Here is a 25770-nt window from a genome sequence, read left to right on the forward strand (position 1 = left end):
AAATTATTAAAATCATCTGGACCCATTTGATAATCCCCATAATAAACAGTATCTTGGTTCTCATCAGATTCAACTTCTGGACTCTCAGCTGATTTAATTCGATCATTGGGGTTATTGCTGCAAGATGTAAGAGTGAATAATACTAAAGCAATTAAAATGATTTTCTTCATCAAGCTCTCCGCCTTAGGATAATTAGTGGGTCGACACAAAAAAAGCGATACGAAAGTACAAGCGTTCCAGTATATGGTATAGTGTAAGCGATTATTGAGTTTTAGACGTATCAAGAAAGTAATAATATCGTGAGGTCTACAGATGAAATCAAGAGATATCATTTATATGATTTATAACGAAAATGAACAGTGGGTAACATCATCGGGGATTGAATTCAGTGAATTCATCAATTGTCTTCCGGTTGAACCTAACCATATCCTGCTCCTTGCATCTGGATACTTGGGTGGGGATTTTCATCCTGAACTACGATTGGATTTTGTGAGAAATGAACATCTGAATGACCTTTACAAAGAAAATGTGTATTCATATGGCGACTTTTGTTGGGTGGATTTTGATGAAATAAGCANCCTCATGAAAAAGCAGAACTGTTGTATTTAGGTCATTACAAGCACCCGCTAGGAAATCCTTTTTTCGAAAAACTGAATAATAGGTTCGTCTATTTGGCACATGATGACGGTTGGTTCAATAGAATTTTCTACAAGGACATCAATCAATCCACTTATATGCTGAGACATCTGATCCCACACAAATTGAAAGCTTATCGCAGGCATGTACCGCCATTAAGTATGGACACCGGAGAACAATTAATGCTATTCGCTAGAGATGGAATATTAATCGAGTTATCCCGGATAATCAAATCTCGAAACAGCGTGGAAATCCCTTTTACTATAATCGGCAAAAATATGGACTTCGATGATGTGTATAACAACATGGAGAGACATAAGGCCAAGGCTAAGTCGGAATATTGGCTTGTGTATGGTAAAAATGAATGGATGATACGAGTGATTTAGTCGATCCAACTGAGATATGCTTTGTACATCTCTTCCCCGAAAAAGAACATATGCAATTCATCACGGTTGAGCTGAATCTCCGAAACGCAATGAAGCTGTCGACGAGTTCGACAGCTTCATTGCGTTACTTAACATTTGCTTGGGAATCAGATACAAATCACATCCAGGTAAAACCTCAAATAATGTTGTCCCGTAACATTACAGATCAAACTTACGGTTGGCCAGCCATTTCACATTTTCCGGATTCCCAAAAGAGGAAGGGTACAAGCTCAGTTTCGTATCCATCGCAGCAATCATATCCATGTCCTCTTGGTTTAATTCAAAATCAAAGATATTGAAGTTTTCAACGATTCTTTCCTTATGAACGGACTTAGGAATCACCACGACTCCTCGCTGTGTCAATCAACGCAGAACGACCTGTCCGACGGTTTTATGATGCTGTTCAGCGATGGAGACCAATACTCCATTTTGAAAAATATTATTTTTCCCTTGGGCCAAAGGCCCCCGAGATTCGATCTGAACGTTGTGTTCCTTCATGTATTTCGCGCTCTCGATTTGTTGGAAGAACGGATGAACTTCTACCTGGTTGACGGCAGGAGCAACTTCGTTATGAATAATCAAATCGATCAGTCGATCCATCTGGAAGTTGCTGACAATGCCTTTCCGAAACAGGGTGAGCGCTCTATTTCAATCGGGAGCGGTCATCAGCGCTAAAGTTACTTGCATGAATTTCTTTGAAGCGTTATAATACGAACGTATATTCGCGTCATGATATTAAGACATCATTGAACGGAGGTCCCCTTGCAATGGCAACACCACTACCCATCACAGACGCCGACCGGGCGCTGATTAAACCATACATCATACTGCCAATGGTCCTGCGCGCATTCGAACGCGATACCCATATTTTTCTTAACTTCCGTACGCCCGATCCGTATGTCGATTGGATCCACTCTGCCCGTGAGCGATTGTCTATTGAGGTACGGCTGACACGCTTCGAAGCCGTTAGACGCGGCATCCGCGTCTACGAAGAGGAACGAACGGCAAGCGGAATGTCGGTTCGCTACTTATGCCGAGGCCATCATGGCAACCTGTTCCTGACCAATGCCGAAATTGCAGAGATCGCGGTAGGGCTCATGCGCAAATACTTGTCTCTCCAAAAGCCAACAACCACAGCCTGAAGGGATGCCCGCCGACCACTGCGTTATTAGTGTGTAATTTCCGGTAATAAGCCGGGGCGGGTTTGAGAAAGCCTGAACGGGATTTAAAATATCGCTTGTTAATAGTCATAACAAACGGCCCTATGACGTTTAATCCGAACTAAACACGTCATAGGGCCGTAATTATAATTTGACCACTGATATCAAGTGATATAAGGTTTCAAGCGCCGGTTAGCACCGGGCTGCCGAATCGGCCGCCGCATTAAGAGAACTCCCGCCGATCGGCGGTTTTAGCAAGGCTCTTCACTCGGCTTGCCTGCATCCGTCGCCGTGCGGAAGCTGTGTCCGCAGCCGCAGGTGGCGGTGGCGTTCGGATTGTTGATGGTGAAGCCGCCGGTCATGCCGGATTCCTCGAAGTCGATCTCCAGCCCGTCGAGAAGACGCAGGCTGTCTTTTTCCACGACGACCTTGAGGCCCTTCACATCCATGTAAACGTCCTTGTCGGATTCAACATCGTCGAAACCCATCGCATAAGAGTAACCGCTGCATCCCCCCGCGTTCACACCCAGGCGAAGGAACATGTCCGGAACCTCCTGCGAATCCCGCATGGTCTTCAATTGCTCGGCAGCCGAATCGCTGATTGTAATCATGGCTTGTAGCCTCCTTTAAGGTTCTATGAGTAACCGGTGATAACCGGTCCAAAGTTAAAGTGCTGCAACAAGGTTAAACACCTGGCATTATTAAGACGCTTTGGCGTTAACCAAAATATAAAGCCGATACTAAGCGCTAAGCTTAGAATTTCTTATATTTAAATCAAGTATACTTCACTCGCCGCATGCCGACAAGCCGCCAACACAGGGCTTCACTTTTTTATCAAAGCCACCCAATTTCCTCTTCATAGAAAAAACCTCATTTGACGGGCTTGTTTCAGGGTCATCGGCCTGTGAACAGGAGGAGAAGTGGGCTGTTGCTCACCCACGGAGAGAGGTTTATAATAAGTACAGCAATCATTTAAAATTCAAAATGTCGAAGTCGACAGCTTCAAACTAAAGGCCGCTTGCGGCTTGCTCTTTATGAAAACATCTGCGTCGTTTTTCGCTTGCGGGAAACAGCGGGATGTTTTCTTGCTGAAATAAGAAGTACGTAGGAGGAATATGATGTCCACAATTACTGTGCCGGGCACCGACGCCCGTATGAACGAAATTGCCCTGAAGGTACAAGCGGGCGAACGATTGACCCTGGAGGATGGCGTTTATTTATATGATAGCAGCGATCTGCTGACGATCGGCCAACTGGCGGATCTCGCCAACCGGCGCAAGAACGGGAACAAGGTGTATTTTATCGAGAATATGAGCCTGTACTTCACCAATGTCTGTGAATCCCGCTGCGCGTTCTGCAATTTCCGCAAGGATGAGGGCGAAGAGGGCGCCTATACGCTGTCCGGTGAAGAAATGGTGGCGTATGTGGAGCAGCATATTCATCCCGGTGTGCGCGAGTTCCATATTGTCGGCGGACATAATCAGCATATGCCTTTCCAGTATTATGTCGATTCGCTTCAAGCGCTGAATGACCGGTTCCCAGGCGTAACGCTCAAAGCTTACACGGCGGCGGAAATCGATTTCTTCACCCGGATCAGCGGGCTTAGCATCCGTGAGGTGCTGGAGCGTCTGCGGGCAGCGGGTCTTCAGACCCTTACCGGAGGCGGAGCGGAAATTCTATCCGACCAGTACCGCAAGAAAATGAAGGTCGACAAAGCGAACGTCGAGGAGTATCTGGAGGTTCACCGTCAGGCGCACAAGCTCGGCATGCGGACGCATACGACGATGCTGTACGGCTCGATCGAATCCCACGAGGACCGCGTCCGGCATATGATTCAGATCCGCGAGCTTCAGGACGAGACGAACGGATTCATGGTCTTTATTCCACTGTCCATGCAGCCCAAGAGCAAGAATGCCGGGATAATGCGCCGGAATTCCGCTTATGAGGATCTCAAGACCATTGCGATCAGCCGGCTGATGCTGGACAACATCGATCATGTGAAAGCTTACTTCATTAATATAGGTCCGCAGCTCACCCAGGTAGCGCTCAACTTCGGCGCTTCGGACGTGCATGGCACGATCCTGAAGGAGCGCATCAGCCATTCGGCCGGCGCACTGACACCTGAAGGCATGACGCGTGAAGAGCTCATCTGGCTCGTTAAAGGTGCTGGACGCATTCCCGTCGAACGCGATACGTTCTACAACGAAATCAAGGTATACGAATAGGCTCATCCGCAATTTAAGACCGAAATCACCTGAACATTCGCGTTTCCATTCCAACATCGAAAGGAAGACCGGACTCCATGAAGAAACTGCTTGTTCTCGGGGGCGGCTACGGCGGCCTCGCTTTGATCCAGACCCTGCTTGAGCCACATCTCCCCGGCGACGTTGAAATTGTTCTCGTCGACAGAATGCCCTATCAAGGCATCAAGACCGAGTATTATTCGCTGGCGGCAGGGACGGTCTCGGATCATGATATCCGAATCGCTTTTCCGGATGATCCCAGGGTGAAGAAGCGTTACGGCGAAGTTTCCTCTGTCGAGCTTGACCGGAAACTGGTTCATATGGCGGATGGTGAGGAGATCCCTTACGATCTGCTCGCCATCGCGCTCGGCTGTACGGATAACTACCACAGCATCCCCGGCGCTCCCGAGCATACATGCAGCATTCAGAGCCTTTCCTCCACGCGGGAAACGTACCGCCGTCTGAACGATGTGAAGCCGTATGGCACGGTGAATATCGTCGGCGGGGGCTTAAGCGGTGTCGAGATAGCGGCAGAGCTCCGCGAGAGTCGTCCCGACCTGAACATCACGATTCTCGACCGCGGAGAGCGGGTACTGTCTTCCTTCCCGGCGAGGCTGTCCAAGTATGTGGAGGAATGGTTCAGCGAGCATCAGGTGAATACCCGGGGTAAAATTTCGGTATCCCATATCGAGCCGGGCGCCGTCTATAACGGTACGGAAGCTATTTGCTCCGACGTTACCGTCTGGACTGGCGGGATTCAACCCGTCAAGGTCGTGCAGGACCTGAACCTCCCGAAGGACCGGGGCGGAAGAGTGATGCTCGGGGAGTATTATCAGGTTCCGGACTATCCGGAGGTGTATGTGATCGGCGACTGTGCAAGCCTGCCATTCGCGCCGAGCGCCCAGGCAGCGGGCGCACAGGGCGAGCAGATTGCGCATATTATGCGCGCGCTGTGGAAGAATGAAACGCCGAAGCTGCACAATATCAAGCTGAAGGGGACGCTCGGTTCCCTTGGCAAGAGCGAAGGCTTCGGCCTTCTGGGCAGCCGCTCCGTTATGGGCCGGGTGCCCCGCATCCTGAAGAGCGGTGTGCTCTGGATGTCCAAACGCCATTTCGGCTAAGCGGACAAGTCGTTGTTTCTACCCGACTACTTGAATGCCTGAATGACTATTGTCTAACTGCCGCTTACACATATCTGCTTATCAAGAACCAGAGGCCCTTTTAGTCGATCTCAAGGTTGTTCCATGCTTCGAACTCCTTGATTTTGGCCAAAATGGCCTCTTCCAGCTCTTCCGCCGAACCGGCGGCGATGATCTCTCCATTCACCAGGGCGAACGGCTCGAAGAAGCACTGCTCGCAGTTATCCAGGCAGCCGTATTCGACGACATCGTAGTCGTGGTTCTGTTCCAGCTTCTTTTTCAATTCTTCGGTTCCATGCCCCAGGTTGCTGACACAAAATTCAATAATTGGTCTCATTGTTTGTCTCCCGGCCTTTACTAACCGTTTTATTTTTTAAATAATTGTACTATAATATACGTACGAAAGGAGTGATTGAGAAATGAGTGAGAATGCACAAAGCACCATGTATGATGAAGTTGCAGATGTACTGGATAAACTTCGTCCGTTTCTGCAGCGTGACGGCGGCGACGTTGAGCTGATCGACGTTGAAGACGGCATCGTCAAGCTGAAACTGATGGGTGCCTGCGGCAGCTGCCCAAGCTCCACGATCACGCTGAAAGCCGGGATTGAACGCGCCCTCATCGAAGAGGTTGAAGGCGTCGAGGAAGTTGTCCAGGTATTCTAATCCCGTAGCAATACACCGTCCCGGCCGTTTGCCTTCTGGCAAGCGGCCGGGATTTTTCTGTTCCTCATCATTTTATTTTAGCATATTTACCATATCGAAAATCCGGGGCGGACTTTGGGGTTCCATGGGTTTCCATGGGGTTCCTCGAATTTCCACGGGTTCCCACGAGGTTCTACGGTCCACATAAAGAAGCAAAGCCGACTGAGTGCCGGCTTTGCTCCGTTGAACCTCTGATTGATTATGAGCTTCTGATATATTATCAGCTTCTGATTGAATACGATCTTCTGTTTATGACCTGTGGCTGATCCTCTGGTTTAATTCGAATTCATTGTTACCGTTTCTGCGGCGCGGTCCGGGCGTGTACGATCTAGACGTGAAGACTATGAACACGCGGAACCAGAACGCCGCTGTCCAGAACCAGCACGCGGTCACAGCGCTCCAGCATCCGCTCGTCATGGGTAACCATGACCGCAGCCTTGTCTTCTTCCTTCACCTCATCCGCGATCATGTTCACAACCTCAAGCCCTCGCTTGAAGTCAAGGCTTGCCGTCGGCTCATCGGCCAGCAGAATGGCAGGGTCGTTCATCCATGCCCGGGCGATGGCCGTCCGCTGCTTCTCCCCGCCCGAGAGATGCTCGGGATAATGCTTCCTGCGGCCCCAGAGATCGAGCCGCTTCAGCAGCTTCTCAGCCCGGGCCTTTGCCGTCCTGGACGGCATGGACCCTAGCTTGGCTGCGAACAGCAGCTGCTCCTCGACGCTGAGATAAGGCAGAAGATGCGCGCTCTGGAACATGAAGCCGATCTTGTGCAGGCGCAGTTCCGCAAGCTCGCGCTTATTTTTGCCGGACAGCGGCTCTCCGCCAATCCACACCTCGCCGCTTGTCGGCGTCAGCAGCGCGCCCGCTGTCGACAGAAATGTGCTTTTGCCGGAACCGGAGGGGCCGAGAACCGCCACGAATTCACCGGGATTCACTTCAAGATCCAGATGATCCAGCACGGTCAATTTGGCGTCTCCGTCTCCATACGTCTTCGTCACTTTGTCCATTACAAGCTTGCCGCTCATGCTCCAGTCCTCCCTATCGCTTCAAGCGCATCGATCTTGGTCACCCGAAATACGGAGATAAGCGAGCCCACCAGCGACACTCCGATGAACAATCCGCCCGTCATCAGCATCGTCCGGACATCCATGTGAAAAGGCATCCCGCTCGGCATCATGCGTGAAGCCGTTCCGGTCAGCAGCAGGCTTACCGCCAGGCTGACCAGGGAGAGGGCAAGCACCTGGGCCACCACGCTCCAGGCCAAATATCCCGACCTTGCGCCTGTCGCCTTCAGGATGCCGAACTGGCCCGTCTTCTGAATCGTGATCACATAGAAGAAGACCGACAGCACGAACGCGGAAATGATATAGAGAAAAACAATCATCATAAGAAGCGAGCCCTGCTCCGCAGAGTAACCCGGCACAGCCGAGATCGCCTGCTTCTTGGTGATCAGCTCGGCTCCATCAACCGCACCTGCGAGCTTATCCGACTGTTCTCCGGATGCATTCACCGCAATCGCATTGAAGGTAAGGCCGGAAGATGCTCTGCCGGAAGCTCCTTTCAGCTTCAGCCAATCGCCTTGATTCATATAGACGACCGGAGCGTGGCTGTAAGAGCGGTCCTTGGTGAATCCGGCTACGGTCCAGCTTAGACCGGACTCGGGGTCCGTTAGCGTACCACCGAGCGTCACGCCAGATTCCTTCAGCTTGCTGTCGGCAACCACCGAACCGGCGGTGTCATTCGTCAGAGCCTGCCCCTCGGTAATCGGCGGCGCCAGCAAACCCTGCATATCCACCGCGAAAAAGGTGATGTCGAGCTTGGAATCAGCGCCGGGAATCGTCACGGCTGCGGATTGAACGCCAAGATAATCCGCGTTCTTCGCGCCAACCGCCGCGCGGGCCGCACCCAGCTGAGCTTCGCTTAGCTGTGAGCTCCTGAAACGGTGGTCCGCATCCTTTTGAACAATGAATCCTGTGGCTTTCATATTATCGAGCGCTGAAATATTGGCATAGGACAGTCCTTGCGCTAGTCCTGTTACGAACAGAACCAGGAACGAAATCAGCAGCATAATAACAGCAATCAAGGTGTATCTTGCCTTAGCGTGTCTGATCTCCCGTAAGGCTAAAAACATATCATTCTCCTCCTTAACCGGTATGGGACCAGTGTAAAGCCGGAAAATGAACGGAGTATGAACAACAGATTACAAATCCGCCAGGGGAAGCTCCACTGTAAAGGTAGTTCCTTTCCCGATCTCGCTCGCCGCTTCGACAGTGCCTTGATGCGCCTGAACGATTTTGCGGACGATGGCAAGGCCAAGGCCGCTGCCTGAATCTTCGCGGCTGCGGTTCTTGTCAACTTTATAGAACCGGTCAAAAATTCGCTCCAGCTCCTCAGGCGGAAGACCTTCGCCGGAATTAAAAACGGTGACGCGGCACCGGCCATCATGCACGGCTGCGTTTACCGCGATTTCGCCGCCCTCCGGAGTATGCTTGACCGCATTGGAGAGCAGATTCATCCACACCTGGTAGAGCAGATTGGCATCGCCCCGGATGTCGATATCCTGAACGGATAATCTCAGGGCGAGCTGTTTTTCACTAAGTCTCCATTCCAGCATCTGTGCGATCTGGCGAATTTGCTGCTTCAGGCTGAATCTGGTAAGTTCCAGCGCGCCGGGATCGTAGTCCAGCGAAGACAGCGTAAGCAACTGCTTGCTAAGCCTGGACATCCTCCGGCTCTCCTCCTCAATAATGGTCAAATACTCGCTGCGCTGATCGGCTGGAACTTCCTCCGTCCTGAGCGTATGCGCAAACCCTTGAATGGAGGTCAAAGGCGACTCGATTTCATGGGACACATTGGCGACGAACTCCTGTCTGGCCCGGTTGGTTCGTTCCAGCTCACGGCTCATAACCATGAAATGCTCCGCTAATACGCCGATCTCATCCGTTCTACGGGTATTCAGCACAATATCGTATCTGCCCCGGGAAATTTTGCGCGTCGCTTCCGTCAGCCTCATGATCGGCCATACGATGTGGAGAGCGGTAATCAGCATAAAGGCGAGACTGAACAGCAGCGTAAGTCCGATAATCATCGCGAAAAAAATGCGCAGCTCACCGAACTGAACCTCAGCGTCGGCTCTCATGAACAGCGCATAGGTTGTATCCCCAAGCTTCAGCGGAACCCCAATGGAATTGCGCAGCTCATTATCGAAGAAGCCGGTGACGAAGAGCTGTCCCGGGAACTCCGCGATTCCGTGATAAATCTCTCCCTTCAGGACGGCTTCGATGCTGCTCTGCGGAAGATCGTTAACCCGGAAGGGTTTGCCGAAGAAACGGTCGCCGCCCTTACCGTCGGTCAGCAGCATTTTGTAACCGAGAGCAGCGGTACTGGCCAAATAACCATCAATTTCGTCCGCATGGGCTTGTCCGAATTGCTGAATCTGAAGGGCCATTCCTGTCAGCTTGTCATCATTCTCGGGTTTGACCTCAATCTGGTAATACAGGTTGGACAGCAGAAAAGCGAGCAGACTGCTCACAACTATAGCCGAACAAAAAATCAGCGACGTCCGCGTATAGAGCGACTTCATGGCGTCACCAGCTCCAGTTTGTACCCGATTCCCCGGATCGTGCGAATGGCGAACTTGTCCCCGTAATCGGCGAACCGCTGACGCAGCCGCTTGATATGTACATCCACCGTCCGTTCGTCTCCTTCGTAATCAATTCCCCAAATCCGCTCGATCAGTTCTCCCCTGCTGAACAGGCGGCCGGGAAACGACGCCAGCTGCGCAAGCAGCTCAAATTCCTTGACCGGCAGCAGCAGCGTCTCATCGCCGTCCGTTATCTCATAGTTTTTGCGGTCGATCACCAGCGTGTTCAGGCGGATTTTGTCATCCGGGGCGAAGGAGTACCGGCGGAACAGCGCCGAAATGCGGAACAGCAGCTCGGCAGGCTCGAACGGCTTTGTCAGATAGTCATCCGTTCCCCGCAGATAGCCCTGCTCTTTGTCGCTCAGCTGCTGTCTGGCAGTGAGGAGGATGATCGGAATATCATACGTTTCCCGGATATGCTGGCATAAATCCAGCCCGTCCATTCGGGGCATCATGACATCGACAACCGCCAGATCGATTGGGGTATTCGCCAGTATTTCCTGCGCCTTCACCCCGTCTTCCGCTTCCATTACGGCATAGCCTTCCCGTGTAAGAACCTGGCGCAGCAGCGTTCGAATATGGGGATCGTCGTCGGCCACCAATAACTGCTTCATGTGTTCACTCTCCAGACAGACTTAAGATATATTTATCATATGCGGTTTAAGTGATGTTTTCCATCTTTGGGTTTCTAGCAAAAAAAACCCCGCACAGCCAAAAATCAGCTGAGCGAGGGTTCACTTGTGCAAATAAGATAAGATTAGAATGCCGGAATGATGGAGCCTTGGTACTTGTCTTCGATGAATTTCTTCGCTTCCGCAGAGGTCAGAGCGGCGGCCAGCTTCTTGATGGCATCTTTGTCCTTGTCCTCCGGACGGGTTACCAGCAGGTTCGCATATGGGGAATCTCCGCTCTCGATGAACAGTGCGTCCTTCGTCGGCGTAAGGCCGGCTTCAATCGCGTAGTTGGCATTGATCAGCGCCAGATCGACCTCATCCAGCTGGCGCGGCAGATTGGCGGCTTCCAGCTCGATAATCTTCAGGTTCTTCTTGTTCTCCACAATATCGGACTTGGTCGAAGCGATGTCGGTCGGGTCCTTCAATGTGATCAAGCCGTTCTTGGCCAGCAGAATCAGCGCGCGTCCGCCGTTCGTGGCGTCGTTCGGAATGGCAACCTTGGCGCCGTCCTTCAGCTCGTCGATCGATTTGATCTTCTTGGAGTATGCGCCGAACGGTTCAACATGAACCGCTGCGACAGATGTCAGGTTCCAGCCGTTCTTCTGATTCTGGTCATCCAGATAAGGCTTGTGCTGGAAGAAGTTCGCGTCCAGTTCGCCTTCGGCCAGCTGTACGTTCGGCTGGACATAATCGGAGAATTCCTTGATTTCCAGCTTGATGCCCTCAGCTTCAAGCTGCGGCGCGATTGCCTTCAGAATCTCGGCATGCGGAACTGGAGAAGCGCCGATAACGAGTGTGACCGGCTCGGCTGTGCTGGGAGCGGACGAAGCTCCGGCGGAAGGCTCCGAAGAAGCGGCGGAACCGGAAGAGGCATTGTTGCCCTTGTTGTCGCTGCCGCAGGCGGCGAGCATAACAACGAGCGTCAGGCTGAACAGGGTAAGCAGTACTTTTTTCATGATAAATCCCCCTCTAAATTTGTGTGTACGGCGGCATCCTGCGGTTTCCCCAAACCGCGGCGCGCCTCTCAGGCGGGAGTCCTTCCCTTGCGGGCAGGACATCCCCGCCTCAATAAGGTATATGGTATAAATCCTTATTTACGTATGAAATGCCGGACAAGCCGGTCGCCCGCCATCTGCAGCAGCTGCACCAGAACGATTAGCAGAATGATCGAGACGATCATGACTTCCTTCTCATACCGCTGATAGCCGTAGCGGATTGCCAAATCCCCCAGCCCGCCGCCGCCGAACATCCCCGACATGGCGGTATAGGAGACCAGCGTGACGACGGTAATCGTCGCTCCGGCCAAGAGGCCTGGACGGGATTCAGGCAGCAGGACACGCATGACGATCTGTCCGGTCGAGGCCCCCATCCCCTGAGCCGCCTCAATGACGCCGCGATCGACTTCCCGCAGCGATGTCTCGACAAGACGCGCGAAGAACGGCGCGGCTCCGATGACAAGCGCCGGAATCATGCCGAGTACGCCAATGGAAGTCCCGACCACCGCCCGGCTGAACGGAATCAGCGCAATGCCGAGAATGATGAACGGCACGGACCGGAGAATGTTGACGAGAAAGGAAATCACCGAATAAATAACTCGGGTCAGCTTGTTCTCGGATTTGCCCCACAAATACAGCATGATTCCGAGCGGCAAACCGAGAATTATGGTGAAAATGGTGGAGCTTCCAAGCATTTTCAAGGTATCAGCCGTTCCTGTAAGCATTTCGCTCCAGTCCACGGACGAAAAATCGAGTCCGAATATCATGCCAGCACCTCCACATCAAGCCCCTGCGCCGTCAGCTCGGCGATTGCTCTGCCGGTCGCCCCGGCATCTCCTTCAAAGCGCACGATAAGCTGGCCGTAAGGCACATCCTTGATCGTCGAGATCGTCCCCTGGAGAATCGCGAAGTTGACGCCGACCTGCCCGGCCACCCGGGACAGAGTCGATTCGTAGGTCTTCTCTCCGAGGAAGGTGATCTTCACCGGAACCGAGGAATTTCCCGCCTGCGCCAACAGCGCCGCCTGCAGCGCGCCGCCCTCCTGCGATTCGCTGCGGATGAATTCCTTCGTCACCTCATGCTTCGGCTTCAGGAACACATCGGTGACGAGTCCCTGCTCGACGATTCCGCCGCCGTGAATGACGGCTACCCGGTCGCAGATGCTCTGAATCACATGCATTTCATGCGTGATGAGGACGATCGTCAGATTGAAGTGCTTGTTGATGTCCAGCAGCAGCCGGAGAATCGAGTCCGTCGTCTGCGGGTCCAGCGCCGAGGTCGCCTCGTCGCACAGCAACACATCCGGATCACTGGCCAGCGCCCGCGCGATTCCGACCCGCTGCTTCTGCCCGCCGGACAGCTGGGCGGGATACTTGTTCCGGTGCTCGGTCAGGCCAACGAGCTGCAGCAGCTCCGCTACCTTCCGGCCGATGGCCTCCTTCGGCGTATGAACAAGGCGGAGCGGGAACGCTATGTTATCGTACACGGTGGCAGAAGACAGCAGATTGAAATGCTGATAGATCATGCCGATCTTGCGCCGCGACTCCTGCAGCTGGCTTTTGCCCAGCCGGGTCAGCTCCGTGCCGTCGACCCACACTTCCCCCTCAGTCGGACGCTCCAGCAGATTGATGCAGCGGATCAGCGTGCTTTTACCGGCGCCGGAATGACCGATCACTCCGAATATCTCGCCTCTCCCGATCTGCAGATCCACCTTCGACAGCGCGACTGCGGCTCCCGGGCCCTTTCCGTATACTTTGGTCAAACCCTTCAACTCTATCAAACGTAAAGCCTCCCCTAGCCCTTCATTCTCTCATTTCCCCTGCATGCTTCCCCTGCACCTATCAAAAAAGGCCCCCGCATTCTTCGCAGAACACGGGAGGCCTTCATCATCTATGCATAACGCCCTCTCATCTGCGCAAAGCCGTGAAACCTATCACGACCATGTAGGAATTAGCACCATGACATTGCCGATCTCAAAATGAAATTTGAAATACGCCAACCGGTTGCCGGGCTTCATCGGGCCTGTCCCTCCGCCACTCTCGATAAGATAATTTATGAAATTTTCATGCCTTAGTATAAAATCTTTTACATGCTTTGTCAAAGATTTTTTAAAGTAAATGGTTTGTTTTATCTGGATTTTCCCAATCTCCGCCCCAGCAGTCTCCCGCTGTATCCATAAGCCTGCGCCAGCGACCGGCATACCATCTCCATGCCAAGCCGCAAATCCTCCAGATGCTGGTCCAGATCCTCAAGCCGGATGCGGTCATGCGCCCCTTGATGCAGCTGCCATAGATCATCCTGAAGCTCCGAGTTCATATAGTGGATTTCGGCGTTCCTCCGCTTGCGCAGCCGCTGCATCGGCTCCCGGTACTTGTCTTTGATTTCCTCAAGCCTTGCGCACAGATCGCGATGGTCATTATTATTCCGGAACTGCCGAAGAACGGTGAAATAGGAGAAGTGGGCTTTGAGTCTGGAGGTTTTGAGGTCATACAGCGTATTAAGCACCGTGCCCAGCTTGTCCAGCAAGGAGAAGACGCGGATAAAGCCATTCTTGTAAAAATAGACGTATCTCGCATACTCCCCCTGTTCGCTGACGCTCATCTCATCCATATATCCCGCCCGGACCGACCTGCGGAAAAAAGCGGCGGCAAAATGGCTCTGCTCCAGCTCGTCGAGGGAGGTTATCAGCCCGCGGGTCCAAAGCTCCAGCTCCCGGAATTCATGATCCGGGTCCTTATGGTCATTCATTTCCTTGCGCAGCAGAGCGGCCAGCCTGGCCATGCTCTCCATCGCTTCCTTCAATGCGCCCGAATTCTCGCGCGGCGGTTCGCCCAGCAGGTTTCGCAGCAATTCCCGGTCCCTCCTCTCACTTTAATTGATACAGACGGATCAGCCTCTCAGCCCTCCGGGAAAATAAGACTTCCAATTCCGGTCCACGGTTTCCACAATATCTTCTCTCGGAAACAGCTCATTCGGATAACCCGGCTTCATCCGGGCGTCGATGACGAGCGGCAGGCTGTACCCGATATGGTGCTGTTGCAGCTTCGCCTCAGCGTAAATATCGGTCGCCGGATTGAAGCGAGTGAAGACGGTCCACAGGAACGACACCTGTGTCCGCACCGTTTCGGTCGCGTTGTCAACGAGAATGACGAGCGGCCATTTCGTATTCTTCTCCCGCAGAATGCCGGGAAGACGCTTCGCAAGCTCGGGATCTTCGGTGAACGAAGGCCCCGATACGACCAGACAGCCGCCGCAGTAAGGCGCCGCGTCTCCGATGCCTGGAATCAGGCCCTCGTCATAGCTGCGCGGAAGCTCGCGCTTCTTGTCTCCGACGCCCATGAGCACGCCCTTGCTGCCGTGATTCATCCGTTTCCCGGTATAATCGAGCGTATCATGCGATGTATTATTGAAGATGAACAGATCGACCGCCGGATTGAACCGCTCCAGCACAGTCTCCAACAGCAGCGGGAAGTTCGCCAGATCAACCGGCTCGTTCGTCAGAACCAGGAACTTGGTCAAAGACAGCTGGCCTTCGCCCAGAATGCGGAAGGCGGAGACGAGCGCTTCCCGGGAGTAGCTCTCGCGCACAACGGCGGAAGCCAGCGTGTGAGAGCCGGACTCCGAGTACGCCCACAGGGATTTGACAGACGGCATCACGAGCGGATAGGCTGGCGACAACAGACGCTGCAGGAAATCGCCGAGGTAGTAGTCCTCCTGGCGCGGCTTGCCGACAATGGTCGCCGGATAGATAGCGTCCTTCCGCCGCCACATGCGCTGCACCTGCAGGATCGGGAAATCATGCTGCAGGGAGTAATAGCCGTAGTGGTCCCCGAACGGACCCTCCGGCCGCCGGACATGAGGCGGGACAAGCCCGCGGATTACGAACTCGGCTTCGGCCGGCATGCGATGGCCGCCCATCGGGTCCTGCACCATCGGCAGGCGGCCGCCCATGACCAGGGAAGCCAGCAGCAGCTCCGGCATGCGCTCCGGAACGGGTGCGATGGCCGTCGCGATGAGCGCGGGCGGCCCGCCGATGAACACAGAGACCGGGAGCGCTTCATTGCGCTGCTCGGCCTCGTAATGGTGGAAGCCGCCGCCCTTGTGAATCTGCCAGTGAACACCGGTCGTCTGATCATCATAAATCTGAATCCGGTACATGCCGAGGTTATGATCCTTCGGGTTCGAAGGGCTCTCGGTATAGACCAGCGGCAGCGTCACGAATGGGCCGCCATCCTCCTGCCAGCTCGTTACCCGGGGCAGTCCCTTGAGCGGGTCCGTGCTCTGGCAGACGTTCAGGATCGGAGCCTCCCCCTGGGAGACATTCTTAACCCCAACCTTCAGGAGATCAAACAGCATGCCCTTCTCCTTCCACACGCCGCTTACCGTCGGCGGAAGCAGCGTCTCCACCGCTCCCATCATCGCTTTCATCAGCGCCTCGGGACGCGGGCCGAAGGCCTGATCCGTACGCCGCTCCGTGCCGAACAGATTCGTCACAACCGGGAACGGTGTGCCTTTTACATTGGTAAACAGCAGGGCCGGCCCTTCTTCCTGAATGACCCGGCGATGAATCTCCGCCAATTCCAGATAAGGATCGACCGGCGCCTCGATGATGGCAAGATCCTTGTCCTTCCGCAGCTGCTCGATCCATTCACGCAAATTACGATATCCCAAAATAGTGTTCCTCCTTGAACCGACTCTATTCGAACCGTATACGAAAAGGCGGCCCGCTTCCGCGCTCTGATGCATCCGGCCGCCTTCCGATTCCTATGTGTTATGCTCTATTTCTCTTGTTCAGGCGGAATGACCGCCCGTGCTTGTCCGGTGCTCTGTTCAAGCCGTGAGTTCCGCTGACTGCTCTCCGCTAAGCCGGCGATGCGGGCCCTTGACGCGGCTCCCGGACTACCAAGCTGCCGGACACGGACGCTCATATAACACAGAACGCCGACGAGGCCTGAACTGAGCGCAGCATGCGCCGGAGCCGAGAATATGTACCCCTGTTCGCCGCCGATTGTTAACACAGCGCCGCTCAGCACCTGCAGCCCGGCCAGAAGCACGGCCGCGATTCCAAGCTTCTTGAGTTCCGGGTAGTCTGCGCCATGCTTCCAGAAGGCCAGATGCCCAAGCAGCGCGACGAGGCCGAACAGCGCCAGCACCGCGAGCCGGTGCAGCAGGACAACGCCCGTTCCGCCCGTCAGCCTGGTAATGATAGCGCTGATATGTAACGGCCAGATGCCCGAGCCGGCTGCGCGCACATCCATGCGGCTGACGTAGACGCCCAGCCACATCACCAGACAGGCGAGGACGGCGGTCATCAACACCAGATTCCGGAAGGCGCGCGGCAGCCTCCGCTTGTCCTTAAGTTGATCATGAGCCGAATCATGAGCCGAGTTCCGGCCCGTTCCCTGCGCCAGCATGACCGAACACGCGAACGACATCATCGTGAAACCCAGGTGCAGCATCGCGACAGCGGCGGACTGGGACCAGATGACCGCGGACGCCTCCATTGCCGCCTGAATCAAGGCGAACAGAAGCGTTATGCAGGCATAAAGGATAAGATCCAGCCGGCCCTTGGCATACCGCCCGAAGCTTAGCGCCGAAGCCAGCGCGGCCAGCACCGCCAGTCCGCTGAACAGGCGATAGCTCCATAGGATTATCTGCTCCAGCGTGTACGCCGAAATCATCCCCCCGTTGTAGTCCGGCCATTCGCTGCCGCGTTCAATCCCGGAGCCCGTCCTCATCGCAAGGACGACGCCTGCGAGAGTCAGGAACATGACAATACAAGTTATGTAGCCAAGCCACCTAAGCTGTCTGCCGGACATCACTTTCACCCGCCATTATAGGGATTTTTATGGAATGGAGCCATGCGTTTCGGCTTGCTTGTATACAAAGTTATGCGTTTCCATTATACCCTATCGGCACAAGTCCGGCATCTGACAGTTGCATAAATTTTGAAGCAATAGTTCCAGTTTGTACAAAATCGCCGCTTTCCTCGGGAACCCGGCGAAAGCGGCGAATGGCGGTTATTTCTGAATAGTGCGGTGCACCTGATCAGCCCGGTCGAGGAAATCCTCGATTTCCTGTCTCGACTTGCGAAGCTTGTTGACGAACCGGACCAATTCTTGTCCGTCCGCATAAGCGACAAAGCTCGGAATGCCGAGGATATTCTGCTGCTGGCTTACTTCTCCTACCGCATCTACGTCCACTTCGACAAGCTTCAGCTTGTCCTTGTACTTCTCTTCAACGTCCGGCATGAACGGATCGATGAATTTGCAATCCCCGCACCAGTCCGCCTTGAAGACCGCCACTGTCAATCCCGGCGACTCGATCGCCGTCTGAAACTCAGCGGGAGAGCTGATTTTATCCATCCCTTGCACCGTCCCTTCTTAAGTTCAGCATATTGCTATTGTTGGCTTGAAATCACCATGGATTATGCAAAATGCTCATTTCACAGTAATTCTGCTTCCTCTCTAAGTGAAGCAAAATGCGCACGCGAAGTCAAATCCTGGAGCAAAGGTCCTATTCCTTCTCCCGCATGCGTGCGGGCTGCAGCTTCATCAGCGGGTTCAGCAGCTTGCGGACAGGCCGCGGATAGCTGGACAGCTCGGCCGCGCTCAGGACACCGGAGATGATCAGCACAACCAGATACAGAACGACGACGCTGGCGCCGGCTAGCAGGCATGCGATCAAATACGCCACACGGTCGGGCAGAAGACCTGCCAGATGGATTCCCGCCTGATTCAGGCCGTAGCCTACAGCGGCGGACACCAACACGGCGACCAGATAGCCGCCCCAGCGTTTGCCCATAATCTGAAACGGCACGATCGTCCGCAGCAGCCGCAGATTGAGCGCGGTAATGACGATGAAACACAGTGCAGTAGCGATAATGATGCCGTAAATGCCCATGAACCGGCTAAGCAGCAAGCTCGCCGCCAGCTTCACCACAATCCCGGCCAGCACATAGAACATGGAAATCCGGGATTTGCCCATGCCGAGAAGAATCGAGTTCGAGGTCGTCATCGTAATTTGAAAAATCGTACCGAGCGTCAGCAGCGCGATCATCCCGCTGCCGGACGGAGAGCTGAACAGCAGGCCGTTGACCGAGTAGGCCGCAACCACCAGCGACAGCACGATCGGCGTGCCGGTCAGGATGGCGATCCGCATCGCCAGCGTAATCTGGCGCTTCAGATGCGCCTCGTCCCGGCGCGCATAGGCGGCCGAGATGACCGGGATCAGCGAGGTGCTGAGCGCGATCGCCAGCACGGGCGGAATGCCCGCGATGCTCTGCGCCTTCTGCCCGAGTATCCCCAGCAGACGGGTCGCCTCGACATTCCCTACCTGTCCGCTAAGCAGGGGAACAATCAGCGAGGAGTCGATGAAATAGACGGCCTGAATCGTCATCGAGGACAGAATAATCGGAATCGACAGACTAAAGATATCCTTATAAATGCGCAGCAGCGGCAGCCGCTCGCCCTGGGCGGCGTACAATCCCGACGCCTTGTCTTCCCGATGCAGCCGGATGGCGGCATACAGCATAATGGCGAACGCGCCGACAGAGCCGAATACGCTGCCGAACGATGCGCCCGCCGCCATAACCGAGTTGCTGTAACCCTGATGGAACAGTACGAAGGCCAGCAGAATGGCGGTCAGCACCCGGGCGATCTGCTCCACGATCTGCGACATCCCGTTCGCCATCATATTATTGCGCCCCTGCGAATAACCGCGCATCATCGCAATGGACGGGAACAGCAGCAGCGCCGGGGCGATTGCCCGGATTGCCAGCGTGCTCTCCGGTACGCCCGCATGCTTCGCAAAGAGCGGTGCGGTTATGTACAGTACCACGCTGATGATGACCCCGACGACGGCGCCGAAAATAAGCGCGGCCCGGTAAATCTGCCGCGCTTCATCGGGACGGTTCAGAGCGTACCGCTCGGAGACCATTTTGCTGAGCGTGCTGGGAATGCCCGCCGTAGCGAGCGTCAGCAGCATCAGGTAGACGTTATTGGCCTGGGAGAACGCCGCATCCCCCACATCGTTGAACAGATGCTCCAGCGGCACCCGCTGAAAAATACCGAGCACACGAGCCACCAAAGCGGCGGCCGCGAGAATAATCGTGCCTTTGACAAAAGAGTCCTTCTTCGACAACCTTGTTCCCCTACTTTACGTTGAAATTAATATCGGCCAATCCAGATGAAGAAGAGGACGACCATAGTGACCTGAAGAATCACCTTGACCACGGTGCTGGTGAACAGGCCGAGCAGCGAGCCCAGGCTCACCTTGAACGATTTGCCGGGATCTGCGCCTGCGATCATTTCGCCGATAAATGCGCCGAGCAGCGGGCCGATAATGAGGCCGAATGCCGGAATCACGAACGGTCCGGCAATCAGGCCGATCGTGCTGCCGATCACCGAAGCGCGCGAGCCGCCGAATTTCTTGACGCCCCACGCTCCTACGACATAATCGGCGACAAAGAGCACCACCACGATCAGGGTCTGGATAATCCAGAACCAGGGACCGAACGGCGCGAAGCCGAAGAACCAGCCATAGACGAAGAAGCCCAGATAAATCGCCAGAGCTCCCGGCAGAATCGGGTAGACGGCTCCGGCCAGGCCGACCGCGAACAGGGCAATGATCAAAATCCATCCGAGGATTGTCAAGGATATCCCTCCAGTAATGATTGCTTGGCGGACCGCTTAAATACGTTATGCCTAGTGCTAGCCTGTAATCTCCGCTTCGTCCTGCAGAATGAAGCGGCGGATCACCTTGGCAATGCCGTCTTCGTTATTGCTTGTAGTAACCGCATCGGCCTCCTGCTTGACCGTCTCCTGGGCATTGCCCATAGCGACGCCGAAGCCGACCTGCTGAATGACAGCCAGGTCATTGAGGCTGTCCCCCACCGCGACGACATCCTCCATCGTGATGCCGAGTAGACCGCAGACTTCACGGATTCCGGACGCCTTGTTGACGCCCAGCGGATTGATCTCCAGATTAAAAGGCGAGGAATTGGTGATTTCCAGTCCCCCCATATTCTGAAGTTTCAGCAGCACCTGATGCCGGATCTCATCGTCCTCCGTATGATAACCGAACTTCAGCCACTCCCGGCCGTCGATATTGCCGTCCCAGCTGTTCTTGTTATACACGGCATCCACCGAGTAAGCCCAGTACCAGATGCCGTATTCCATCGCGATGGCATGCATTTGCTTGATCAGCTCCGGGTCCATCAGAGAGCGGCGGTACAGCTCATGCGGCGCACGCCACACCTCGCTGCCATTGACGGTCACGAGCGGCGTTTTCAATCCAAGCTGCTCGGCGTACGGATACGCGGAGCGGAAAGCACGCCCGGTCGACAGGCAGACATACACGCCCGCGTCCACCGCCCGATGAATCCATTTTATCGTCTCCGGGGTAATCTTCTCCTCATCATTCAGCAAGGTTCCATCCATATCCAGGGCAAGCAGGCGGTATTTGGCGGTCATTGCCATCCCTCCATTTTTTGTATTGTTCCTATCCTCTATTCTCTATCTTGTCCTTTACCAACATCTTCGGCTACTGATTTGTTGCGGATTTTTCGGCTGGATCGGCAGTCTGGCCACCGTCCGCGGCGTTCGGATTCTGCTGGAGACTTTTCTTCGGCACACCGCCCAGTCCATACTCCCAATCATACGCGTCAAAAATCTTCCGCGCCACCGGGGCGGCACTGTTCGAGCCGAATCCCCCTTCGGGGATAATAACGGCCACCGCCAGCTTCGGATTGTTGCGCGGCGCATAGGCGATGAACACGCCGTTGTCCACGGTATGCTTGCCGTCCTTGTCGTTATAGTCCTGCTGCGAGGTCCCCGTCTTACGCGCGAAATCGTAAGGAAAATCGGAGAAAGCATCGACTTTACTGTTCATTCCCCGCTTGATTTCGTTCCAATAGGAATCGTCCATCTTGACGGTATTCAGTACCTCACGGCTGAACGTCTTCACTGTCTTACCTGTCGGATCGGTAATTTTGCTGACCAGATGCGGCTTGATGCGTTCGCCTTTATTGGCTAGTGTCGAAGTATACTGTGCCAGCTGCAACGCTGTATAAGCGCCCTGTTGTCCGAAGGATGCATATACGAGAGCAGATTGAGGGCTGGTAGCCGCTGCTTCCTTTTTATAGTTGATCACCCCTCGGTGCTCTCCCGGCAGATCAACACCGGTGAACACGCCGAGTCCGAATTCCTTCATATATTTATCCCATATATTCACACCTTCGGAACCGTACTTCTTGTACAGCTTGTTCCCTACCATATCGACCATAAAGACATTTGAGGAATGCTCGATGGCCTGGTAAGGATACATGCCGCCGTAGACATGGCCCGACGAGTTGCGGACTGAGGTCTCATGACCAGCTTTACCGAAATAGGCGATTCCTTTGTCCTGGTAATAATATCCGGTTGTGAACAATCCTTCGTTAAGTCCGATCAGCACACTGAGCGGCTTGACCGTCGAACCCATCCATACGGCTGAGCTGAAGCCGTGGCCGGATTGTCCGGATATGAGCGGGTTGATCGCACCATTCTGATTGTTCAATTGAATATCGTCCCAGATATTCATGATCGTGCCGTTAAGCCAGGCGTTCGTGTCATAATCCGGCATGCTGGCCATCGCCACAATATTCCCGGTGTCCACCTCCATCGCCACGGCATAGCCGGTTTGGGCGTAAGGATGTGTCTTGCCCTGAACGGGATGGGTATGCAGCCATTTCAGCTGATCCGTAATCGCCTGCTCCGTCTTGAGCTGGACATCCTTGTTGATCGTCATCCAGATATCATTGCCTTTGACTGGCGGAACGACCTTCTCCACCTTCTCCGCCATGTTCTGCGGATCGACCGATACGACCTGATAGCCGTTCTGGCCGCGAAGCTCGCGCTGATATTGGCGCTCCAGGCCGTCGAAGCCGACATACTCGTCATCCTTGTACATCAGGCCCGGCTCCGGATTTTTCTTCTTCATCGCGTTCAAAATGTTCTCGTAAATGTCCAAGCTCCCGGAATTCTTGAAGAGCTTCATGTAGCCGACCGTCTGTACCGCAACTGTCTCCTTATCATAGTGGCGGTCATTTTCTTCCACCACCTCCAGACCCGGATACTCGCTCCGATGCTCCATGAAGTAGGCGACTTCCTTCGTTGACAGGTTCAGCTTGATGCGTCGCGGTGTATACCCATTGTACTTCCGGAATCCCAAATCGAAGGCATCCTTAACCTGCTGAACGGTCAGCTTCTCTTCGCCGGGGTCTCCGAATTTATTGAATTTTTCGACGAGATCCACGGCCAGCGCATTGATTTTCGCCTTCGCTTCCGGCGTGAAATCCGTCTTGCCCGTCGTCTTGTCCGTCACTTTCGTCGTGTATTCCTTCGTCAGCGTGATGTACAGCGACTGGACTGGCGTGGAGTATGCGATCTTCTCGCCTCCGGCTGCCAGGATTGAGCCGCGTGTCGCGGCAAGCGGCACCTGCTTGCTGTCCCGGCTCGTCTCCACCTCGGTCAGCGTCGGCCCCTCCACAAATTGCAATACGGCCAGACGGATAATAATGATGCAGAAAATAGCAAAAGTGCTGAAGAAGAACATATTGATGCGAAGGGGCATGGTGTTCTTACCGACGTTCTCCTCCGAATTCGCGCCTTGCTTGCCCAACAGGCTCACTTGGCTCCCTCCTTCGAAGTTAACCCAAACCGCCCTACTTGTTAATCGTACCCTTTACTGCGCAGGTGTGGCTGATGCGTTCGGATTCTGCTGTAGACTCTTCTTCGGCACACCGTCCAGTCCATACTCCCAATCATAAGCGTCAAAAATCTTGCGCGCCACCGGCGCGGCACTGTTCGAACCAAATCCCCCTTCAGGGATAATAACGGCCACCGCCAGCTTCGGGTTATTCCGCGGCGCATAGGCGATGAATACGCCGTTATCCAGATTGGTGGAACTCTTCGTATCCTTATTGTAATACGTCTGCTGCGAAGTACCTGTCTTCCGCGCAAAATCATAAGGGAAATCGGAGAAGGCGTCAACGTCACTGTTCATGCCCTTTTTAACCTCATTCCAGTATGAATCATCCATCTTGACAGTATTCAGCACCTCGCGGCCGAACGTCTGGACGACTTTTCCTTCCGAATCCGTTATTTTGCTGACCAGATTCGGCTTAACGCGTTCGCCTTTATTTGCCAGCATGGACACATACTGTGCCAGTTGAAGGGTCGTATACGCACCCTGCTGGCCGAAAGAAGCATACACCAGCGAGGCCTGCGCACTGCCTGTCGCCTTGATGTTCGTGTAGTTGATCTGGCCTTTGAACTCGTTGGGCAGATCCACTCCGGTCGAAACCCCGAGGCCGAATTCCTTCATATACTTATCCCAGACGTCGATGCCTTTAGACTGGTATTTGTTGTACAGCCTTTTGCCGACCATATCCACCATGAAGACGTTGGAGGAATGCTGAATAGCCAGTGCAGGGTCCATCCCCCCGTATACATGGCCTGATGCATTACGGACCGATGTCTCGTGTCCGGCCTTGCCGAAGTAGGTAATCCCTTTGTCCTGATACCAGTCATTAGTGGAGAACAGTCCTTCATTCAGCCCAAGCAGTACACTGAGCGGTTTGATCGTGGACCCCATCAGCACAGTCGAACTGAAATCATGTCCGGAACGGCCGGATGAATACGGAGTGATGGTACCATTTTGATAGTTGGTCGAAATTTTGTCCCATATATCCATAATGCTGCCGTCAATCCATTTGTTCGTATCATAGTCCGGCATACTGGCCATGGCCACGATATTCCCCGTATCCACTTCCATCGCCACGGCATAGCCAGTCTGGGCATAAGGATGCGTCTTGCCCTGAACAGGATGGGTGTGCAGCCATTTCAGCTGATCCGTAATCGCCTGCTCCGTCTTGAGCTGGACGCTCTTGTCGATCGTCATCCAGATGTCATTCCCTTTGACAGGCGGAACGACCTTCTCCACCTTCTCCGCCATGTTCTGCGGATCGACCGATACGACCTGATAGCCATTCTGGCCGCGAAGCTCGCGCTGATACTGGCGTTCCAGACCGTCAAAGCCGACATATTCGTCATCCTTGTACATCAGGCCCGGCTCCGGATTCGTCTTCTTCATCGCATTCAAAATGTTCTTGTAGATGTCCAGACTGTTGGAGTTCTTGAAGAGCTTCATATAGCCGACAGTCTGGGCGGCAACCGTATCCTTGTCATAATGCCGCTCGTTCTCTTCCACCACTTCCAGACCCGGATATTCGCTCCGGTGCTCCATGAAATAGGCGACTTCCTTCGTTGACAGACCCACCTTGATGCGGCGCGGTGTATACCCGTTGTACTTCCGGAATCCCAGATCGAAGGCATCCTTAACCTGCTGAACGGTCAGCTTCTCTTCGCCGGGGTCCCCCAATTCATTGAATTTTTTAACCAGATTGACGGCCAACTCATCGACCCTTGCCTTCGCTTCCGGCGTGAAATCCGTCTTGCCCGTCGTCTTGTCCGTGACCTTTGCCGTGTATTCCTTCGTCAGCGTGATGTACAGCGACTGAACAGGCGTAGAGTACGCGATCTTCTCGCCCCCGGCCGCCAGAATGGAGCCGCGCATCGCGGCAAGCGGCACCTCTTTGGTATCCCGACTCGTCTCCACCTCGGTCAGCGTCGGCCCCTCCACGAACTGCAGCACCGCCAGGCGGATAATGATGACGCAGAAGATGATAAAGGTGCTGAAGAAGAACACGTTGATCCGCAGGGTCAATGTATTTTTGCCGCCGCTCTCCTCTGAATCCGCGCCCTTCTTGCGAAACATGCTCACTTCTCTCTCTCCTTTAATTCAAATGTACGAATAAGTCCGGCATTGTCACTTGATCCAAGCATTTTGCAACTATATATATGGAGTGATTTCAAACCCAAATAAATGAATCGGAATGATGCAGTCTGTCTATTTCTTGCACCATCAGCGTTTATATTCGAATCAGGCAATGCCGAATCTCAAAAAGACCTATCCATTGTACCACATGCCAAGGAAGCCTCACTAATGCGGCGGACTGCCATGAATAAAAAGCTCAGGTAATGCCCCTTCCGATCTCCGCCCGATCACTGTGAATGATACAACGGCGTCAAACACAGCGAATCAACCTCAA

General features: G+C 54.1%; 22 protein-coding genes, 1 pseudogene and 1 riboswitch. Of the genes and pseudogenes, 4 read left to right on the forward strand and 19 right to left on the reverse strand.

Annotation, left to right across the window (positions count from 1 at the left end; all coding sequences use genetic code 11):
- Window positions 1-1220 precede the first annotated feature (1220 nt).
- Window positions 1221-1676, reverse strand: a pseudogene (locus KIH86_RS01140) (aldo/keto reductase); the annotation flags it as partial.
- 152 nt (window positions 1677-1828) lie between these two features.
- Between KIH86_RS01140 and KIH86_RS01145 the strand changes: the two are divergent.
- A complete protein-coding gene (locus KIH86_RS01145) occupies window positions 1829-2203 on the forward strand; it encodes a hypothetical protein (RefSeq protein WP_223083240.1) in 375 nt (124 codons plus the stop codon).
- 269 nt (window positions 2204-2472) lie between these two features.
- Here KIH86_RS01145 and KIH86_RS01150 read toward each other — a convergent pair whose 3' ends face one another.
- On the reverse strand, window positions 2473-2832 hold the full coding sequence (locus KIH86_RS01150) for a HesB/IscA family protein (protein ID WP_223083241.1): 360 nt from the start codon (window positions 2830-2832) through the stop codon (window positions 2473-2475).
- Window positions 2833-3339: 507 nt separating this feature from the next.
- On the opposite strand from KIH86_RS01150, the gene mqnE reads away from it, so the two are divergent.
- Both mqnE and KIH86_RS01160 read left to right on the forward strand, forming a co-directional pair.
- Window positions 3340-4446: an aminofutalosine synthase MqnE gene (mqnE, locus tag KIH86_RS01155; RefSeq protein WP_223083242.1), complete on the forward strand. Its 1107-nt coding sequence runs from the start codon at window positions 3340-3342 to the stop codon at window positions 4444-4446.
- Between the two features lie 77 nt (window positions 4447-4523).
- Complete coding sequence (locus tag KIH86_RS01160; protein WP_223083243.1) at window positions 4524-5585, forward strand: NAD(P)/FAD-dependent oxidoreductase; 1062 nt, start codon at window positions 4524-4526, stop codon at window positions 5583-5585.
- A gap of 100 nt (window positions 5586-5685) precedes the next feature.
- Here the strand turns inward: KIH86_RS01160 and KIH86_RS01165 are convergent, their stop codons facing one another.
- Entirely contained in the window at window positions 5686-5940 is a 255-nt protein-coding gene (locus KIH86_RS01165; protein WP_223083244.1) for a YuzB family protein, read from the reverse strand.
- Between the two features lie 82 nt (window positions 5941-6022).
- On the opposite strand from KIH86_RS01165, the gene KIH86_RS01170 reads away from it, so the two are divergent.
- Window positions 6023-6268, forward strand: a complete 246-nt coding sequence (locus tag KIH86_RS01170) for a NifU family protein (protein WP_038698504.1) — start codon at window positions 6023-6025, stop codon at window positions 6266-6268.
- Between the two features lie 367 nt (window positions 6269-6635).
- On the opposite strand, the gene KIH86_RS01175 is transcribed toward KIH86_RS01170, so the two are convergent.
- The 16 genes from KIH86_RS01175 to KIH86_RS01250 form a co-directional block, all read right to left on the reverse strand.
- Window positions 6636-7331: an ABC transporter ATP-binding protein gene (locus KIH86_RS01175; protein ID WP_223083245.1), complete on the reverse strand. Its 696-nt coding sequence runs from the start codon at window positions 7329-7331 to the stop codon at window positions 6636-6638.
- A complete protein-coding gene (locus KIH86_RS01180) occupies window positions 7328-8437 on the reverse strand; it encodes an ABC transporter permease (RefSeq protein ID WP_223083246.1) in 1110 nt (369 codons plus the stop codon). The genes KIH86_RS01175 and KIH86_RS01180 overlap by 4 nt, the downstream gene beginning before the upstream one ends.
- A gap of 69 nt (window positions 8438-8506) precedes the next feature.
- A complete protein-coding gene (locus KIH86_RS01185; protein WP_223083247.1) occupies window positions 8507-9889 on the reverse strand; it encodes a sensor histidine kinase in 1383 nt (460 codons plus the stop codon).
- Entirely contained in the window at window positions 9886-10563 is a 678-nt protein-coding gene (locus KIH86_RS01190) for a response regulator transcription factor (RefSeq protein ID WP_223083248.1), read from the reverse strand. The genes KIH86_RS01185 and KIH86_RS01190 overlap by 4 nt, the downstream gene beginning before the upstream one ends.
- 143 nt (window positions 10564-10706) lie before the next feature.
- On the reverse strand, window positions 10707-11579 hold the full coding sequence (locus KIH86_RS01195) for a MetQ/NlpA family ABC transporter substrate-binding protein (protein WP_223083249.1): 873 nt from the start codon (window positions 11577-11579) through the stop codon (window positions 10707-10709).
- Window positions 11580-11713: 134 nt separating this feature from the next.
- On the reverse strand, window positions 11714-12382 hold the full coding sequence (locus KIH86_RS01200) for a methionine ABC transporter permease (protein ID WP_223083301.1): 669 nt from the start codon (window positions 12380-12382) through the stop codon (window positions 11714-11716).
- Window positions 12382-13398: a methionine ABC transporter ATP-binding protein gene (locus KIH86_RS01205; protein ID WP_223083250.1), complete on the reverse strand. Its 1017-nt coding sequence runs from the start codon at window positions 13396-13398 to the stop codon at window positions 12382-12384. The genes KIH86_RS01200 and KIH86_RS01205 overlap by 1 nt, the downstream gene beginning before the upstream one ends.
- Before the next feature lie 124 nt (window positions 13399-13522).
- Window positions 13523-13667, reverse strand: a riboswitch (SAM riboswitch).
- A 78-nt stretch (window positions 13668-13745) separates the two neighbouring features.
- Window positions 13746-14468 carry a Cthe_2314 family HEPN domain-containing protein gene (locus tag KIH86_RS01210; protein ID WP_223083251.1) on the reverse strand — a complete coding sequence of 241 codons (723 nt, stop codon included), beginning with the start codon at window positions 14466-14468 and terminating at the stop codon, window positions 13746-13748.
- Between the two features lie 39 nt (window positions 14469-14507).
- Complete coding sequence (locus KIH86_RS01215; protein WP_223083252.1) at window positions 14508-16289, reverse strand: UbiD family decarboxylase; 1782 nt, start codon at window positions 16287-16289, stop codon at window positions 14508-14510.
- A gap of 107 nt (window positions 16290-16396) precedes the next feature.
- Entirely contained in the window at window positions 16397-17437 is a 1041-nt protein-coding gene (locus KIH86_RS01220) for a COX15/CtaA family protein (protein WP_223083253.1), read from the reverse strand.
- A gap of 201 nt (window positions 17438-17638) precedes the next feature.
- Window positions 17639-17983, reverse strand: coding sequence for a thioredoxin family protein (locus KIH86_RS01225; protein WP_223083254.1), 345 nt, complete (start codon window positions 17981-17983; stop codon window positions 17639-17641).
- Between the two features lie 151 nt (window positions 17984-18134).
- Window positions 18135-19760 (reverse strand): putative polysaccharide biosynthesis protein, encoded by a 1626-nt coding sequence (locus tag KIH86_RS01230; protein WP_223083255.1) that lies wholly within the window; start codon window positions 19758-19760, stop codon window positions 18135-18137.
- A 26-nt stretch (window positions 19761-19786) separates the two neighbouring features.
- Window positions 19787-20272, reverse strand: a complete 486-nt coding sequence (locus KIH86_RS01235; protein ID WP_223083256.1) for a DUF456 domain-containing protein — start codon at window positions 20270-20272, stop codon at window positions 19787-19789.
- A 57-nt stretch (window positions 20273-20329) separates the two neighbouring features.
- Entirely contained in the window at window positions 20330-21091 is a 762-nt protein-coding gene (locus KIH86_RS01240; RefSeq protein ID WP_223083257.1) for a Cof-type HAD-IIB family hydrolase, read from the reverse strand.
- A gap of 70 nt (window positions 21092-21161) precedes the next feature.
- Window positions 21162-23288 carry a peptidoglycan D,D-transpeptidase FtsI family protein gene (locus KIH86_RS01245; protein WP_407672223.1) on the reverse strand — a complete coding sequence of 709 codons (2127 nt, stop codon included), beginning with the start codon at window positions 23286-23288 and terminating at the stop codon, window positions 21162-21164.
- 54 nt (window positions 23289-23342) lie between these two features.
- Complete coding sequence (locus tag KIH86_RS01250; RefSeq protein ID WP_223083303.1) at window positions 23343-25436, reverse strand: peptidoglycan D,D-transpeptidase FtsI family protein; 2094 nt, start codon at window positions 25434-25436, stop codon at window positions 23343-23345.
- Between the last annotated feature and the right edge of the window lie 334 nt (window positions 25437-25770).

Origin of the sequence: Paenibacillus sinensis, from assembly GCF_019904155.1 — a bacterium.
Classification (GTDB): domain Bacteria; phylum Bacillota; class Bacilli; order Paenibacillales; family Paenibacillaceae; genus Paenibacillus_AQ; species Paenibacillus_AQ sinensis.